Genomic DNA, 15,501 nt, shown 5'->3' with positions numbered 1-15,501 from the left:
CTAAAATATGCCCGACCGCGCCGCAGAATGCCCGCGGTCGTTGGCGCAGCCGTTCGCCTGATGTATGATGGCGCGCTATCTGCGCCGGCTAGAGCCCGGCAGCTTGTTTCCCCGAAGTCACTCAGAATCATGGCAAAAGAACAAACGGACCGTACGACATTAGATTTGTTCGCAAACGAGCGTCGCCCGGGAAGACCGAAAACCAATCCGCTGTCGCGCGATGAACAACTGCGCATCAACAAACGTAACCAGCTGAAACGCGATAAGGTTCGCGGGCTGAAGCGCGTGGAGTTAAAACTCAACGCCGATGCGGTCGATGCGCTCAACGAGCTGGCGGAAGCGCGTAATATGAGCCGCAGCGATCTCATTGAAGAGATGCTGATGACCCAGTTAACCGCCCTGCGCAGCCAGGGAAAAGTCTAACTTTCCGCGAAAAACCCGCATTCATGTAGCAGAGTGTGCAGTCGGGCGTGATTGCTGTTTCCGCGCCCTTGCCTGTTCTGCTATGATTGCCGTTATCTATGGGCATTGCGTCCCTACCACATCATTTAAGTTTCAAGAGGTTATTTTACTCATGGCAATCATCGGCATCTTTTTTGGCAGCGACACCGGCAACACCGAAAATATTGCAAAAATGATTCAAAAGCAGCTTGGTAAAGATGTTGCTGATGTTCACGACATTGCCAAAAGCAGCAAAGAAGACCTGGAAGCCCACGACATCCTGCTGCTCGGTATCCCGACCTGGTACTACGGTGAAGCGCAGTGTGACTGGGATGACTTCTTCCCGACGCTGGAAGAGATCGACTTCAATGGCAAACTGGTGGCGCTGTTCGGCTGCGGCGACCAGGAAGATTACGCAGAATACTTCTGCGACGCGCTGGGCACCATCCGCGACATCATTGAGCCGCGCGGCGCGACCATCGTCGGTCACTGGCCAACGGCGGGGTATCATTTTGAGGCTTCCAAAGGCCTGGCGGATGACGACCACTTCGTCGGCCTCGCCATCGATGAAGACCGCCAGCCGGAGCTGACCAACGAGCGCGTTGAGAAATGGGTGAAGCAGGTTGCCGAAGAGCTGCACCTCGAAGAAATCAAAAACGCCTGATGATTAAGCGGCGCAATCATTGAGTTGCGCCGCATTAATAGACAAAAGCAATCAAACTAATAGCTACAAGTTTTTAACTTTTAATCACATATCTGTACAATGTCCTCTGATTCTACGAGGCACGTGACGCAGTTTGTAGCTGGTGCCTCGTTTTTGACAGCAAACCAGGCCTGATGCTTGCAGTTTTCATTTACCAGTGGCAGTTCTATAATGAGACGCATTACGTCGGGTTAATTTCTGTATGACTTCCGTTGAAGGAAGTAGATCGTTTAGCAACAGGACAGATTCCGCATGACTGACAACAATACCGCATTAAAGAAGGCTGGCCTGAAAGTCACACTTCCTCGACTAAAAATCCTTGAAGTGCTGCAGGAACCGGATAACCATCATGTCAGTGCGGAAGACTTATATAAACGCCTGATCGACATGGGCGAAGAGATCGGTCTGGCGACCGTTTACCGCGTCCTCAACCAGTTTGATGACGCCGGCATCGTGACTCGTCATAATTTCGAAGGCGGAAAATCCGTTTTCGAACTGACCCAGCAGCATCACCACGATCACCTGATCTGCCTCGACTGCGGCAAAGTGATCGAATTCAGCGACGATTCGATCGAATTACGCCAGCGTGAAATTGCCTCCCGCCACGGCATCCGCCTGACCAACCACAGTCTGTATCTGTACGGTCACTGTGCGGAAGGGGATTGCCGCGAGGACGAACACGCCCACGACGCGGTGGAAAAATAATTCCCCGTTTCGCTGAGACTGAAAAGCCAACCTGCCGGTTGGCTTTTTTATGGGCGCCTCTGGCGCCCTTCCCGCACACGCCCCTGGGGTGACTTTCCTCATCCCCGCTTTGTCCGGAGAGTTGATATGGAACTTCGCCAGCGGGGCGATCTCTGATCGGATCGGTCGTCGTCCGGTGCTGATGGGCATTACCGTGCTGGCGCTGCTCACCACCTGGCCGGTGATGCACTGGCTCACCGTCGCGCCCGATTTCACCCGTATGACGCTGGTCCTGCTATGGTTCTCGTTCTTCTTTGGCATGTATAACGGCGCGATGGTCGCGGCGCTGACCGAAGTTATGCCGGTATACGTCCGCACCATGGGCTTTTCGCTGGCCTTCAGCCTTGCCACCACGATCTTCGGCGGACTGACGCCAGCTATTTCCACCGCCCTGGTCGAGCTCACCGGCGATAAAAGCGCGCCGGGCTGGTGGCTAATGTGCGCCGCGCTGTGCGGATTCATTGCCACCGCGCTACTGTTCGTGCGGCTGAGCCGCGGCTATCAGCCGGCGGAGAGTCAGCGCTAAAAAAACAAACGGGCGGAGATATGCCCCGCCCGTTTGCCGCTGTCGTCTGATTTAATGGGTCGTATTATTGCTGCGGATCTCCTTCCAGATCTGATCGCAGCGCGCTTTCACCGCCTGATCGTTGCCGGTGCGGGTGGCCTGAATACACTGTTGGTAATCCAGGACGCGAACGCTCTCCTGGTTGGCGAACTGCTGGTGCTGTTTATCCTTTTTCAGCACATTCAGTACGCTCTGGCAGGCTTCAATCTTGTCCGGATTCCCTTCCGCCGTATTAATACAGGCGCTATAGGCATCTTTCAGTTTGGTGTCTTCTTTCGGCGCCGGCGACGTGGTGCAGGCCACCAGGCCCGCTGCCATCATGGCAATAAGCAGCATTTTTTTCATTGTCGTTCTCCCAGAGGTGCGGCAGGCTCACGCCCGCCGCGCAGGCATCAGAAAATAGTGAACGGGGCGATAACCATGAACTTCACGTCGCGCTCATCCTGGAAGATGTTGCCGTAGCCGCCGCTCCAGCTCGGAATATCGGAATGGTTGTCGTATTGGGTAAAGTGCAGTTTGAACAGGGTGCCCTTCGCCCGCCCTTCCTGTACGGTATACATTGCATCCAGGCTATAGGCCGACTCTTTCAGGCGATAGTCAGGGTCATAGTACGCATCCGGAGAGGACATTCGGCCCGGCTTCGCATCCCAGGCGTAGACATAAGACGCGCCGAACGCCCAGCCCGGCATATCCCAGTTTTTCATGTCATACATCGCGCCAAAGAAGACCGCTTTTTCGCCATTGGCGTTAAAGTCGGAGCGGTTATCCCACCAGATATCGAGACGACCATTGGAAGAGGCGTAGGTCGGGGTCATACGCTGCAGGAAGTAGCCCTGCTGGCCATCAGCCTTCACCCAGGTTCCCTCGAGACGCAGATCCAGGACATCCGCCACCTTATAACCAAAGGTTAACGCCTGCAGCCATGCGGTGCCATCATAGATGTCGTTGACCCCGCCGTTGCTGACCTTATCGCGGGTGCCGTAGAACTGGTAGCTGGTGCTCAGCGGCGCGCCGGCGACGTCAAACTTGTAGCTGGCTTTAGCAAAGTACTGATCGATATAGCCCTGAGCCTGACCAAATGCCGCCTCCAGCACCAGGTCATTTTTGAAATCATATTTAGCGCCGACGGAGTGGAGATAATCGACTTTGGTCTTCTTATCGTTCTGATAGAAATCGTCCATCTCGATATGCCATGGCGCTTTATACTCGTTCGTCCACATATAGGAGAAACTTAACGCGCCCGCCGTGCCATAGTCGAAGTTAGCCCCGGCCTCCGCCCCCTGATAGGTACCTGGCATAAAACTCCAGTGCGGGGCCAGCAGAGTCTGGCCGGTTGGCTGGATATAGCCCGCACGTGCCCACGCCGGACCATATTTGAATTTCGCTGCGGCTTTATACAGGCTGATGCCGCTCTTATCGCCGGAATAGTCTTCGTCATAGGCTTTGTTACGTGACGAGAAGGCAATTTCGTTCGGGTGACCGCTATCGCCGTTCTCCGCCATTTCAATCGCGGTAAACGCGGCAATATCAAGGCCAAACATATCGGCGGCATAGCCGGACTGGAAGTCCAGGTTGGCGTTCCAGGTAGAGTGGGAAAGGTTGGTTTTGTATTTGTCGCCGTCGGTCACATCTTTACGGTCACGCTCACGCTGCCAGTAATAGATACCGCCGGTTAAGGTTGAATCATCGATAAAGCCTGCTGCGCTGGCCTGTGGAGCCACAACCCAGCCCGACATCGCGGTGACGGCGGCAATAGCCAGCGCCAGCGTACTACGTTTGCCACTAAACGTACGCATGTGCATATCCTCTTTGACGTTTTAAAAGGCGAAGACCAGCGGTCAATCGCTAAAAAATAAATAAAACTGCAAAATGTGGGGCGGTAAAAAAGACCGCGAAACCACTGTAGATAGACTATTTTTCGTGGCGCGAATTATCAATGTTTTTCGTGAGGCAAAGCTTAAGATTATGACAAAGCGCACATATTTTATGTCGTTTTGTTACAGTCTTATCTCTGATGATTTTGTTATGGAAGTCATTGCAAAATCAGGGAAAAACGCAATCATTGAAAGCGATTACATTGGTTTTTTGTATGTGACAGGAAACATCAGAAGCGCTATTTATTACCACGCAGAAACAGAATTAATTCGCATCGCGAAAATGAAAAGTTTAATTAGCTGATTCTGAAACAAAAAAAAGCGCCGCTGGGAGCGACGCTTTGACAGAAAAGAAATGTTATTCGCCCGCTTTCGCCCAGGTATCACGCAGCCCGACGGTGCGGTTGAACACCAGACTGGTTGCGGTTGCATAGCGGCTGTCGAGGCAGAAATAGCCTTCACGCTCAAACTGGTAAGCTTTACCGGCTTCGGCCTGCGCCAGGCTCGGCTCCGCGTACCCCTGTTTGATCACCAGCGATTCCGGGTTGATCACTGCGAGGAAATCTTCCGCCGCGCCCGGGTTTGGCACGCTGAACAGACGATCGTAGAGACGGATCTCTACCGGCAGCGCATGCGCCGCGCTTACCCAATGGATCACGCCTTTGACCTTGCGGCCGTCGGCCGGGTCTTTGCTCAGGGTGTCGGCATCGTAGGTGCAGAAGATGGTGGTAATATTGCCTTCGGCATCTTTCTCCACGCGTTCCGCTTTGATGACGTAGGCGTTGCGCAGACGCACTTCTTTACCCAGCACCAGACGCTTGTACTGTTTGTTGGCTTCTTCGCGGAAGTCCGCGCGATCGATCCAGATTTCGGCGCTGAATGGCACTTCACGACTGCCCATTTCCGGCTTGTTCGGATGGTTCGGCATCACCACCATTTCGCTTTCGCCCTGCGGATAGTTCTCGATAACCAGTTTCACCGGATCGATCACCGCCATCGCGCGCGGGGCGTTTTCGTTCAGATCTTCACGAATGCAGGACTCCAGCGACGCCATCTCGATGGTGTTGTCCTGCTTGGTCACGCCGATGCGCTTGCAGAACTCGCGGATGGATTCGGCGGTGTAGCCGCGACGACGCAGACCTGAGATGGTCGGCATACGCGGGTCGTCCCAGCCTTCCACGTGCTTCTCAGTCACCAGCTGGTTCAGCTTACGCTTGGACATCACGGTGTATTCGAGATTCAGGCGCGAGAATTCGTACTGACGCGGATGCACCGGGATGCTGATGTTGTCCAGCACCCAATCGTACAGGCGGCGGTTGTCCTGGAACTCCAGGGTACACAGCGAGTGGGTAATGCCTTCCAGCGCATCGCTGATGCAGTGGGTGAAGTCGTACATCGGGTAGATGCACCACTTGTTGCCGGTCTGATGATGCTCAGCGAACTTAATGCGGTACAGCACCGGATCGCGCATCACGATAAACGGCGACGCCATATCGATCTTCGCGCGCAGGCAGGCTTTACCCTCTTCGAAGCCGCCGCTGCGCATTTTTTCAAACAGCGCCAGGTTCTCTTCCACGCTGCGGTCGCGATACGGGCTGTTTTTACCCGGCGCTTTCAGGGTGCCGCGGTATTCGCGAATTTCATCAGGAGAGAGTTCATCAACATAGGCCAGACCTTTGTTGATCAGCTCAACCGCATATTGATGCAGCTGATCGAAATAATCAGACGAGTAGCATACGTCCCCGGACCAGTGGAAACCTAACCACTGCACGTCGTTTTTAATCGACTCAACGTATTCGATATCTTCTTTCACCGGGTTGGTGTCATCGAAACGCAGGTTGCATTGACCCTGATAATCCTGGGCGATGCCGAAGTTCAGGCAGATGGATTTCGCATGGCCAATGTGCAGATAACCGTTCGGCTCCGGCGGGAAGCGAGTGTGAACGGTGGTATGTTTACCGGTAGCCAGATCTTCATCAATAATCTGACGGATAAAGTTAGTCGGGCGGGCTTCTGCCTCACTCATCACGGGTTCCTCAAAGCGTAAACAACGTATAACGGCACATGATCTTACAAGCAGGGCGTAGTGACAACTATTAGTTACGTAAAATAGGTATCAGAAGAGGATTATGGGGCCGATTGCTGGAAAAAAAAGCGGCGAAGGTTTCCCTTCGCCGCTGAGGCAAAAACTCGACTCAGGAGCCTTACTTGCCTTTAATCTCATACAGCGGCGTCTGGCCAGCAACGACCTTACCGCTCGCCAGTATCACCAGCGCGCTGTAGTCATCGCTGTTGCTGCAGACGACCGGACTGATCATTGAGCGCGCGTTGGCGTTGAGGAAGTCCAGATCCATTTCCAGAATCGGCTCACCCGCCTTCACGTCCGTGCCCTCTTCAACCAGACGTTTGAAGCCCTTGCCTTCCAGCGCCACGGTGTCGATACCCATGTGAACGACGATTTCCGCACCGTTGTTGGTTTCGAGGCAGAACGCGTGGTTAGTGTTGAAAATTTTCACCACGGTACCGGCGGCCGGGGCCACCACGATGTTGCTGGTCGGTTTCACCGCGATCCCGTCGCCAACGGCTTTGCTGGCGAAGGCTTCGTCCGGCACCTGCTCGAGGGCCACCACGTCACCGGTAATCGGCGAAACCAGCGACTCAACGGTCTTCGCGTTCGCTACCGCCTGCGGTTTAGCCGCGGGCGCTGCGGTGGCGACGTTGCCAGCCGGTGCGGCTGCCGCTGCCGCTACCGGGCCGCGGGTAACCACTTTTTTCATCTCATCGCCGATAGACTCTGCTTTCGCACCGACGATAACCTGAATGGTTTGCTTATTCAGTTTCACCACCCCGGACGCGCCGAGACGTTTACAGGCGGCGTCGTTCACCTTCGCCGAATCGCCCACGGTCAGACGCAGACGGGTGATACAGGCGTCAATGGCTTTCAGGTTGTCTGTTCCGCCCACCGCGGCGATATAGCTGGTCGCCAGCTGGGTCAGCCCCTCTTCAGTGTTGCTGTTGGCTTCTTCCGTTACCACGTCAGCGGCTTTGTCTTCACGACCCGGCGTTTTCAGGTTGAACATGCGGATCACCGCGCTGAACAGCAGGAAGTAGACGAAGAAGAACACCACGCCCATCACCAGCAGCATCCAGACGTTTTTGCTGGCGGCCGGCAGGCTGTACATCAGCACGTAGTCAATTGCACCTGCGGAGAAGGAGAAGCCCGCATGGATCCCGAGCGCCGTTGCGATGAACAGGCTGATACCGGTCAGCACCGCATGCAGGAGGTACAGCAGCGGAGCCAGGAACATGAACAGGAATTCCAGCGGCTCGGTTACCCCGGTCAGGAACGCGGTGATGGCCACGGACAGCAGCATACCGCCTACCATCGGACGACGCGCTTTCGGCGCCGCCAGATACATCGCCAGCGCCGCACCCGGCAGACCAAACATCATGATTGGGAAGAAGCCGGACATGAACATCCCCGCGGTGCCGTCGCCGGCGTAGAAGCGGTTGATGTCGCCGTGGAACACAGCGCCAGCGGCGTTAGTGAACTCACCAATCTGGAACCAGGCGATGGTGTTCAGCACCTGATGCAGACCGGTTGGGATCAGCAGACGGTTGATGAAACCAAAGATACCGGAACCCAGCGCCCCTGCGGAGACGATCCATTCGCCGCCAGAGTGGATAGCGTGCTGCACCGGCGGCCAGACGTAGCCGAAGATCGCCGCGAGGATCAGACAGAAGAAGCCGGTGGCGATCGGCACGAAGCGTTTGCCGCCGAAGAAGCTCAGGAAGTCCGGCAGCTTGATGCCGGCCCAGCGGTTGTATACCGCCCCTGCCACCAGACCGGTAATGATACCGGCCAGCACGCCCATATTGATTTCCGGGTTGATGGTGACCATCGCTTTGGTCATCACGAAATACCCTACCGCACCGGCCAGCGCCGCAGAACCGGCGTTATCCTTGGACCAGCTTGATGCCACACCAATTGCGAAGATCAGCGCCAGATTATCGAAGATCGCCCCACCCGCTTGCGCGATGAAGGGTACATTCAACAGGTCTGGTTGCCCGAAACGCAGCAGCAATGCCGCGACCGGCAGCACTGCGATAGGGAGCTGCAACGCCCTACCCAGTCGCTGAAAGAAACCTAAAATATTCATCTTATTCCCCCTATGAGACCCCGATGAGGCTCATTTCAAAGCCACTTTTTTATTGTGTAACAAGGTCGGTTTTATCACTTACCGGCAAAGTGTGTGAAAAATTAATTCGTATCGCAAATTAAACGGGTATTTTTTGTGATAATTATCACCAAATATCGTATTCCCTCCTCCCTTGCACTGGCTAACAACGAAAACTTATTTTATCATTCAAAAAATCAACACGGATTGACCCCGGTCGGCGCAGTTGCTGCAATACTCTCCTTAGAGTGCTGGCGCCAATCCGCCAGAATCTACTTTGACTATAGAGGTGAAGAATGAGACTGATTCCCCTGGTAACCGCTGAGCAGGTCGGTAAATGGGCTGCCCGCCATATCGTTAACCGCATTAATGCATTTAAACCAACCGCGGACCGTCCGTTCGTCCTGGGTCTGCCAACCGGTGGTACCCCGCTGACCGCCTACAAGGCGCTGGTTGAAATGCATAAAGCAGGCCAGGTTAGCTTCAAGCACGTCGTCACCTTTAACATGGATGAATACGTTGGCCTGCCGAAAGAGCATCCGGAAAGCTATCATAGCTTTATGCACCGTAATTTCTTTGACCACGTTGATATTCCGGCAGAAAATATCAACCTGCTGAATGGTAACGCGCCGGACATCGATGCGGAATGCCGTCGCTATGAAGAAAAAATTCGTTCCTACGGTAAAATCCACCTGTTCATGGGCGGCGTGGGCAACGATGGTCATATCGCGTTTAACGAACCGGCCTCTTCTCTGGCGTCCCGCACCCGTATTAAGACCCTGACCCATGAAACCCGCGTAGCGAACTCCCGCTTCTTCGACGGCGATGTGGATCTGGTGCCGAAATATGCGCTGACCGTCGGCGTGGGCACCCTGCTGGACGCAGAAGAAGTGATGATTCTGGTGCTGGGTCATCAGAAAGCGCTGGCGCTGCAGGCGGCGGTAGAAGGTAACGTCAACCACATGTGGACCATTACCTGTCTGCAGCTGCATCCGAAGGCGGTGATCGTCTGCGACGAACCGTCCACCATGGAGCTGAAAGTGAAGACGCTGAAATATTTCAACGAATTAGAAGCTGAAAATATTAAAGGTCTGTAATGTAGTCCTTCCCGCGCCCTGGCGCGGGATCATCTTTTTCTTTGTACGCACCATCATGCCGGCGGCAAACGAACGAACGCTGACCTGATGAGGCGTATATACCGGGGGTCGTAATGTATGCATTAACCCAGGGCCGGGTTTATACCGGTCATGAAATTCTCGATGACCATGCGGTTGTTATCGCTAATGGCTTTATCGAACGTCTTTGTCCGCTGGCAGATTTGCCGTCTGACATCGAGCAGCGCTCAGTCAACGGCGCAATAATCGCCCCCGGTTTTATCGACGTCCAGCTCAACGGCTGCGGCGGCGTGCAGTTTAACGACAGCCCAGAGGCGGTCACTGTCGAAACGCTGGAGATCATGCAGAAGGCCAACGAACGCTCAGGCTGCACCAGCTTCCTGCCGACGCTGATTACCTCCAGCGACGATCTGATGAAGCAAGGCGTGCGCGTGATGCGCGAATATCTGCAAAAACATCCGAACCAGGCGCTGGGCCTGCATCTCGAAGGGCCGTGGCTGAATATCGTTAAGAAAGGCACCCACAATCCGGACTACGTGCGTAAACCGGACGCGGCGCTGGTCGATTTCCTGTGCGACAACGCCGATGTGATCACCAAAGTGACCCTCGCCCCTGAGCGCGTTGAGCCAGAAGTGATCCGCAAACTGGTCGCCGCCGGGATCGTTGTCTCCGCGGGCCACTCCAACGCTACGCTGAAAGAGGCGAAAGTCGGCTTCCGTGCGGGCATTACCTTCGCCACCCACCTGTATAATGCGATGCCGTACATTACCGGCCGCGAACCGGGTCTTGCCGGGGCGATTTTTGACGAGCCGGATGTCTACTGCGGTATCATCGTCGACGGGATGCACGTCGATTACGCCAACGTGCGCAACGCCAAGCGCCTGAAAGGCGACAAGCTGTGCCTGGTCACCGACGCCACCGCGCCGGCGGGGGCGAATATTGACCAGTTCATTTTTGCCGGGAAAACAATATACTACCGCAATGGGCTGTGCGTAGATGAAAACGGCACCCTCAGCGGATCTTCCCTGACCATGATTGAAGGGGTGCGTAATCTGGTTGAGCATTGCGGCGTGGCACTGGACGAAGTATTGCGCATGGCGACGCTCTATCCTGCGCGCGCTATCGGCGTGGACAAGCAGCTCGGCAGCATTGCGCCGGGCATGGTCGCTAACCTGACCGCCTTTACACGCGATTATAAAATCACCAAGACCATCGTTAATGGTAACGAGGTCGTCACTGAGTAAGTAAAAGTATGACAGCAGGCGGACAAGCTCAAATTGGTAACGTTGACCTCGTAAAACAACTGAACAGCGCGGCCGTGTACCGCCTGATTGACCAGCATGGGCCCATCTCGCGCATTCAGATAGCCGAACAAAGCCAGCTTGCCCCTGCCAGCGTGACCAAAATCACGCGTCAGCTTATTGAGCGCGGCCTGATCAAAGAAGTCGATCAGCAGGCCTCCACCGGTGGCCGCCGCGCTATCTCTATCATCGCAGAAACCCGCAGCTTCAACGCCATCGGCGTGCGGCTTGGCCGCTATGACGCCACTCTGACCCTGTATGATTTAAGCAGCAAGACCCTGGAAGAGGAGCACTTCCCGCTGCCCGAGCGCACCCAGGAAACGCTGGAACACGCCCTGCTGAATATCATCGCCACCTTTATCGAAAACTGTCAGCGCAAAATTCGCGAGCTGATCGCTATCTCAGTGATCCTGCCGGGCCTCGTCGACCCGGAAAGCGGCGTGATCCGCTATATGCCGCATATTGCGGTGGAAAACTGGGGCCTGGTCGGGGCGCTGGAGAAACGCTTCAACGTTACCTGCTTTGTTGGCCACGATATCCGCAGCCTGGCGCTGGCCGAGCACTATTTTGGCGCAAGCCAGGATTGCGAAGACTCCATTCTGGTGCGCGTGCACCGCGGTACCGGGGCGGGGATTATCTCCAACGGGCGCATTTTTATCGGCCGCAACGGCAACGTTGGCGAAATTGGCCATATTCAGGTCGACCCGCTGGGCGAACGCTGCCACTGCGGCAACTTCGGCTGTCTGGAGACCGTCGCGGCCAATGCCGCCATTGAACAGCGGGTTCGCCACCTGCTGGAGCAGGGCTACCAGAGCCGTCTGACGCCGGATGACTGCACGATCAAAACTATCTGCAAAGCGGCCAACAAGGGCGATGCCCTGGCCTGCGAGGTGATTGAGTACGTGGGGCGCCACCTCGGGAAAACGATCGCCATCGCCATTAACCTGTTCAACCCACAAAAAATCGTCGTCGCCGGCGAAATAGTGGAAGCTGAAAAGGTCCTTCTTCCGGCCATCGAAGGCTGCATTAACGCCCAGGCGCTTAAGGCGTTTCGTAAGAACCTGCCGGTGGTGCGCTCCACCCTCGATCACCGCTCTGCAATCGGCGCCTTCGCGCTGGTCAAACGCGCCATGCTCAATGGCACGCTGCTGCAGCGTTTGCTTGAGAGCTAATCGCCCCTTTTCTGATAGCGCGTCACCTTGATACGGGCGGGCCTCGCCCGTCAGAGGTGTGAAACCTCATCGATGACGCGTATAGTTTCGTCTTTGTTAATGATTCTGGACCCACCATGACCATTCAAAACATAATTTGTGATATTGACGGCGTACTGATGCACGATAACGTCGCCGTTCCCGGCGCAGCCGAGTTTATCAAGCGCATCCTCGATAAAGGCATGCCGCTGGTAATGCTGACCAACTACCCGTCGCAAACCGGCCAGGATCTGGCGAACCGTTTCGCCACCGCTGGAATTGATGTTCCGGATAGCGCCTTTTACACCTCAGCGATGGCCACCGCCGATTTTCTGCGTCGCCAGGAAGGCAAAAAAGCCTACGTGGTGGGAGAAGGGGCGCTGATCCACGAGCTGTACAAAGCCGGCTTTACCATTACCGATGTGAACCCGGATTTTGTCATCGTCGGGGAAACTCGTTCCTTTAACTGGGAAATGATGCATAAGGCCGCCTTCTTCGTCGCCAACGGCGCCCGCTTCATTGCCACTAACCCGGATACGCACGGTCGCGGCTTCTACCCTGCCTGCGGCGCGCTTTGCGCCGGGATCGAGAAGATCTCCGGCCGTAAGCCGTTTTACGTCGGCAAACCCAGCCCGTGGATCATCCGTTCAGCACTGAATAAAATGCAGGCTCACTCCGAGCAGACGGTGATCGTCGGCGATAACCTGCGCACCGATATACTGGCCGGTTTCCAGGCGGGGCTGGAGACTATTTTGGTGCTCTCCGGCGTCTCCACCCTCGACGACATCGACAGCATGCCGTTCCGCCCGTCGTGGATTTACCCTTCCGTCGCGGAAATCGATATTTTCTGATGCCAACCACGTCGCAGGACGTGGTTTTTCATTTCTAGCGCCCATCAGAATTACCCCATCTAATAAAAACGGCCTATAAATACGAATTCCTCAATAAAGCCGTTCAAAAGATACTCTTTTTTCACTGTTCAACAATCACGGTTGCGTTTTTTCTTTTTCCGGCCGCAAAACCCTTGCGCCTGCTCCCCCTTTACGGCATTTTCTTAAGCACGCACTCAGGCTTCGCCACGAGACGAAGCCAGCACAACATCAAACACGACAGGGTAATGGAGAAGGCTATGTGTTCTATTTTTGGCGTACTGGATATTAAAACTGACGCAGGCGAGCTGCGTAAAAAGGCGCTGGAGCTTTCCCGCCTGATGCGCCACCGCGGTCCGGACTGGTCTGGCGTATATGCCAGCGACAAAGCGATTCTGGCGCACGAGCGCCTGTCGATTGTCGACGTCAACGCCGGGGCCCAGCCGCTGTACAACGCCGAAAAAACCCATGCGCTGGCCGTTAACGGCGAGATCTACAACCACCAGGCGCTGCGCGCGGAGTATGGCGATCGCTACCAGTTCCAGACCGGTTCCGACTGCGAAGTGATCCTCGCGCTGTATCAGGAAAAAGGCCCGGAGTTCCTCGACGATCTGCAGGGAATGTTCGCCTTCGCCCTGTACGACAGCGAAAAAGACGCGTACTTAATTGGCCGCGACCATATCGGCATTATCCCGCTGTATATGGGCCATGACGAACACGGCAACTTCTATGTCGCCTCCGAAATGAAAGCGCTAGTGCCGGTATGCCGCACCATTAAAGAGTTCCCGGCGGGCAGCTACCTGTGGAGCAAAGACGGCGAAATTCGCCAGTACTATCAGCGCGACTGGTTTGATTACGACGCGGTGAAAGACAACGTTACCGATAAGAACGAGCTGCGTCAGGCGCTGGAAGAGTCGGTGAAAAGCCACCTGATGTCCGACGTGCCTTACGGCGTGCTGCTCTCCGGCGGTCTTGATTCATCGGTCATCTCGGCTATCACCAAGAAATTCGCCGCCCGTCGCGTCGAAGATCAGGAGCGTAGCGAAGCCTGGTGGCCGCAGCTGCACTCTTTCGCGGTCGGTCTGGAAGGCTCTCCTGACCTGAAAGCGGCGCAGGAGGTGGCCAACCACCTCGGCACCGTGCACCACGAAATTCACTTTACCGTCCAGGAAGGGCTGGATGCCATCCGCGACGTTATCTATCACATCGAAACCTACGATGTGACCACTATTCGCGCCTCGACGCCGATGTACCTGATGTCGCGGAAAATTAAAGCCATGGGCATCAAAATGGTGCTTTCCGGCGAAGGTTCGGACGAAGTGTTCGGCGGCTACCTCTACTTCCATAAGGCGCCGAACGCCAAAGAACTGCACGAAGAGACGGTGCGTAAGTTGCAGGCGCTGCATATGTTTGACTGCGCCCGCGCCAACAAAGCGATGTCCGCCTGGGGCGTGGAGGCCCGCGTGCCGTTCCTCGACAAGAAGTTCCTCGACGTCGCGATGCGCATTAACCCGCAGGATAAGATGTGCGGCAACGGCAAAATGGAAAAACACATTCTGCGCGAATGCTTTGAATCCTACCTGCCGGCCAGCGTCGCCTGGCGCCAGAAGGAGCAGTTCTCTGACGGCGTCGGCTACAGCTGGATCGATACCCTGAAAGAAGTGGCCGCCAAACAGATCAGCGACCAGCAACTGGAAACCGCAAGCTTCCGCTTCCCGTACAACACGCCGACCTCCAAAGAAGGCTATTTGTACCGCGAGATCTTCGAAGAGCTGTTCCCGCTGCCGAGCGCGGCGGAGTGCGTCCCTGGCGGTCCGTCGGTGGCCTGCTCTTCAGCGAAAGCCATTGAGTGGGATGAAGCGTTCAAAACCATGAACGATCCATCAGGCCGCGCGGTCGGTGTCCACCAGTCGGCCTACAAATAAGCCCAGACGGGCGGTGAAACGCAAAACGGACCCTCCGGGGTCCGTTTTCTTTTTGCCGGATTTATACCGCTGAAAAACGATAAATAACCAATAATTGCCGAATATTCCAGCGAGCTGTTCGCAACCTAACCAAACAGTCACATTACAACGATTTTCCTTGAAAAAGAGGTTGACGCTCGCAGGCCCAATACGCATAATGCGCCCCGCAACGCCGATAAGGTTACGCGAAAAAAAGATGGCTACGTAGCTCAGCTGGTTAGAGCACATCACTCATAATGATGGGGTCACAGGTTCGAATCCCGTCGTAGCCACCATCTTTTTTGCGGGAGTGGCGAAATTGGTAGACGCACCAGATTTAGGTTCTGGCGCCGCAAGGTGTGCGAGTTCAAGTCTCGCCTCCCGCACCATTCACCAGTTAGCGTTGTACGGATGGGGTATCGCCAAGCGGTAAGGCACCGGTTTTTGATACCGGCATTCCCTGGTTCGAATCCAGGTACCCCAGCCATATTTCTTCGATATTTGCGGTTCACCGCGACGGTATTGGGGTATCGCCAAGCGGTAAGGCACCGGTTTTTGATACCGGCATTCCCTGGTTC

Annotated in this window: 14 protein-coding genes and 4 tRNA genes (1 of these 18 only partly in view); 14 read left to right on the top strand and 4 right to left on the bottom strand. The window is 55.3% G+C overall.

Annotation, left to right across the window (positions count from 1 at the left end; all coding sequences use genetic code 11):
* Nucleotides 1-129 precede the first annotated feature (129 nt).
* The 4 genes from ybfE to RRF55_RS21665 all read left to right on the top strand — a co-directional run bounded on the left by ybfE (nucleotide 130) and on the right by RRF55_RS21665 (nucleotide 2,414).
* Nucleotides 130-423 carry a LexA regulated protein gene (gene ybfE, locus RRF55_RS21680; protein WP_002894767.1) on the top strand — a complete coding sequence of 98 codons (294 nt, stop codon included), beginning with the start codon at nucleotides 130-132 and terminating at the stop codon, nucleotides 421-423.
* A gap of 151 nt (nucleotides 424-574) precedes the next feature.
* Entirely contained in the window at nucleotides 575-1,105 is a 531-nt protein-coding gene (gene fldA, locus RRF55_RS21675; RefSeq protein ID WP_002894765.1) for a flavodoxin FldA, read from the top strand.
* Between the two features lie 291 nt (nucleotides 1,106-1,396).
* Nucleotides 1,397-1,849, top strand: coding sequence for a ferric iron uptake transcriptional regulator (gene fur / locus RRF55_RS21670; RefSeq protein ID WP_002894761.1), 453 nt, complete (start codon nucleotides 1,397-1,399; stop codon nucleotides 1,847-1,849).
* Nucleotides 1,850-1,970: 121 nt separating this feature from the next.
* Nucleotides 1,971-2,414, top strand: a complete 444-nt coding sequence (locus RRF55_RS21665; RefSeq protein ID WP_016947158.1) for an MFS transporter — start codon at nucleotides 1,971-1,973, stop codon at nucleotides 2,412-2,414.
* Nucleotides 2,415-2,465: 51 nt separating this feature from the next.
* Here RRF55_RS21665 and chiQ read toward each other — a convergent pair whose 3' ends face one another.
* The gene (chiQ, locus tag RRF55_RS21660) at nucleotides 2,466-2,798 is read right to left on the bottom strand and encodes a ChiQ/YbfN family lipoprotein (protein ID WP_002894759.1); all 333 of its coding nucleotides are present in this window, start codon (nucleotides 2,796-2,798) and stop codon (nucleotides 2,466-2,468) included.
* A 47-nt stretch (nucleotides 2,799-2,845) separates the two neighbouring features.
* Nucleotides 2,846-4,249, bottom strand: coding sequence for a chitoporin ChiP (gene chiP / locus RRF55_RS21655; protein WP_004152230.1), 1,404 nt, complete (start codon nucleotides 4,247-4,249; stop codon nucleotides 2,846-2,848).
* Between the two features lie 73 nt (nucleotides 4,250-4,322).
* Here chiP and RRF55_RS21650 point away from each other — a divergent pair, with 73 nt between their 5' ends.
* Nucleotides 4,323-4,631: a hypothetical protein gene (locus RRF55_RS21650; RefSeq protein WP_004176868.1), complete on the top strand. Its 309-nt coding sequence runs from the start codon at nucleotides 4,323-4,325 to the stop codon at nucleotides 4,629-4,631.
* Between the two features lie 54 nt (nucleotides 4,632-4,685).
* On the opposite strand, the gene glnS is transcribed toward RRF55_RS21650, so the two are convergent.
* Nucleotides 4,686-6,353 (bottom strand): glutamine--tRNA ligase, encoded by a 1,668-nt coding sequence (glnS, locus tag RRF55_RS21645; protein ID WP_016529783.1) that lies wholly within the window; start codon nucleotides 6,351-6,353, stop codon nucleotides 4,686-4,688.
* 178 nt (nucleotides 6,354-6,531) lie between these two features.
* A complete protein-coding gene (gene nagE, locus RRF55_RS21640; protein WP_004147599.1) occupies nucleotides 6,532-8,487 on the bottom strand; it encodes a PTS N-acetyl glucosamine transporter subunit IIABC in 1,956 nt (651 codons plus the stop codon).
* Between the two features lie 314 nt (nucleotides 8,488-8,801).
* On the opposite strand from nagE, the gene nagB reads away from it, so the two are divergent.
* The 9 genes from nagB to RRF55_RS21595 all read left to right on the top strand — a co-directional run.
* Entirely contained in the window at nucleotides 8,802-9,602 is an 801-nt protein-coding gene (gene nagB, locus RRF55_RS21635) for a glucosamine-6-phosphate deaminase (RefSeq protein ID WP_002894749.1), read from the top strand.
* Between the two features lie 113 nt (nucleotides 9,603-9,715).
* Nucleotides 9,716-10,864, top strand: coding sequence for an N-acetylglucosamine-6-phosphate deacetylase (gene nagA / locus RRF55_RS21630; RefSeq protein ID WP_002894747.1), 1,149 nt, complete (start codon nucleotides 9,716-9,718; stop codon nucleotides 10,862-10,864).
* A gap of 8 nt (nucleotides 10,865-10,872) precedes the next feature.
* The gene (gene nagC, locus RRF55_RS21625) at nucleotides 10,873-12,093 is read left to right on the top strand and encodes a DNA-binding transcriptional regulator NagC (protein ID WP_029602342.1); all 1,221 of its coding nucleotides are present in this window, start codon (nucleotides 10,873-10,875) and stop codon (nucleotides 12,091-12,093) included.
* Between the two features lie 116 nt (nucleotides 12,094-12,209).
* On the top strand, nucleotides 12,210-12,962 hold the full coding sequence (locus tag RRF55_RS21620) for an HAD-IIA family hydrolase (protein ID WP_002894738.1): 753 nt from the start codon (nucleotides 12,210-12,212) through the stop codon (nucleotides 12,960-12,962).
* A gap of 278 nt (nucleotides 12,963-13,240) precedes the next feature.
* Nucleotides 13,241-14,905: an asparagine synthase B gene (asnB, locus tag RRF55_RS21615; protein ID WP_002894734.1), complete on the top strand. Its 1,665-nt coding sequence runs from the start codon at nucleotides 13,241-13,243 to the stop codon at nucleotides 14,903-14,905.
* Nucleotides 14,906-15,142: 237 nt separating this feature from the next.
* Nucleotides 15,143-15,219 (top strand) — tRNA-Met (locus tag RRF55_RS21610).
* Between the two features lie 8 nt (nucleotides 15,220-15,227).
* Nucleotides 15,228-15,312 (top strand) — tRNA-Leu (locus RRF55_RS21605).
* Between the two features lie 23 nt (nucleotides 15,313-15,335).
* A tRNA-Gln gene (locus tag RRF55_RS21600) sits at nucleotides 15,336-15,410 on the top strand.
* Between the two features lie 36 nt (nucleotides 15,411-15,446).
* Nucleotides 15,447-15,501: transfer RNA gene (locus RRF55_RS21595), tRNA-Gln, on the top strand (it continues 120 nt past the right edge of the window).

The organism is Klebsiella sp. K47 (assembly GCF_051858335.1).
GTDB classification, from domain to species: domain Bacteria; phylum Pseudomonadota; class Gammaproteobacteria; order Enterobacterales; family Enterobacteriaceae; genus Klebsiella; species Klebsiella pneumoniae.
This window is presented reverse-complemented; position numbering and strand designations above follow the sequence as displayed.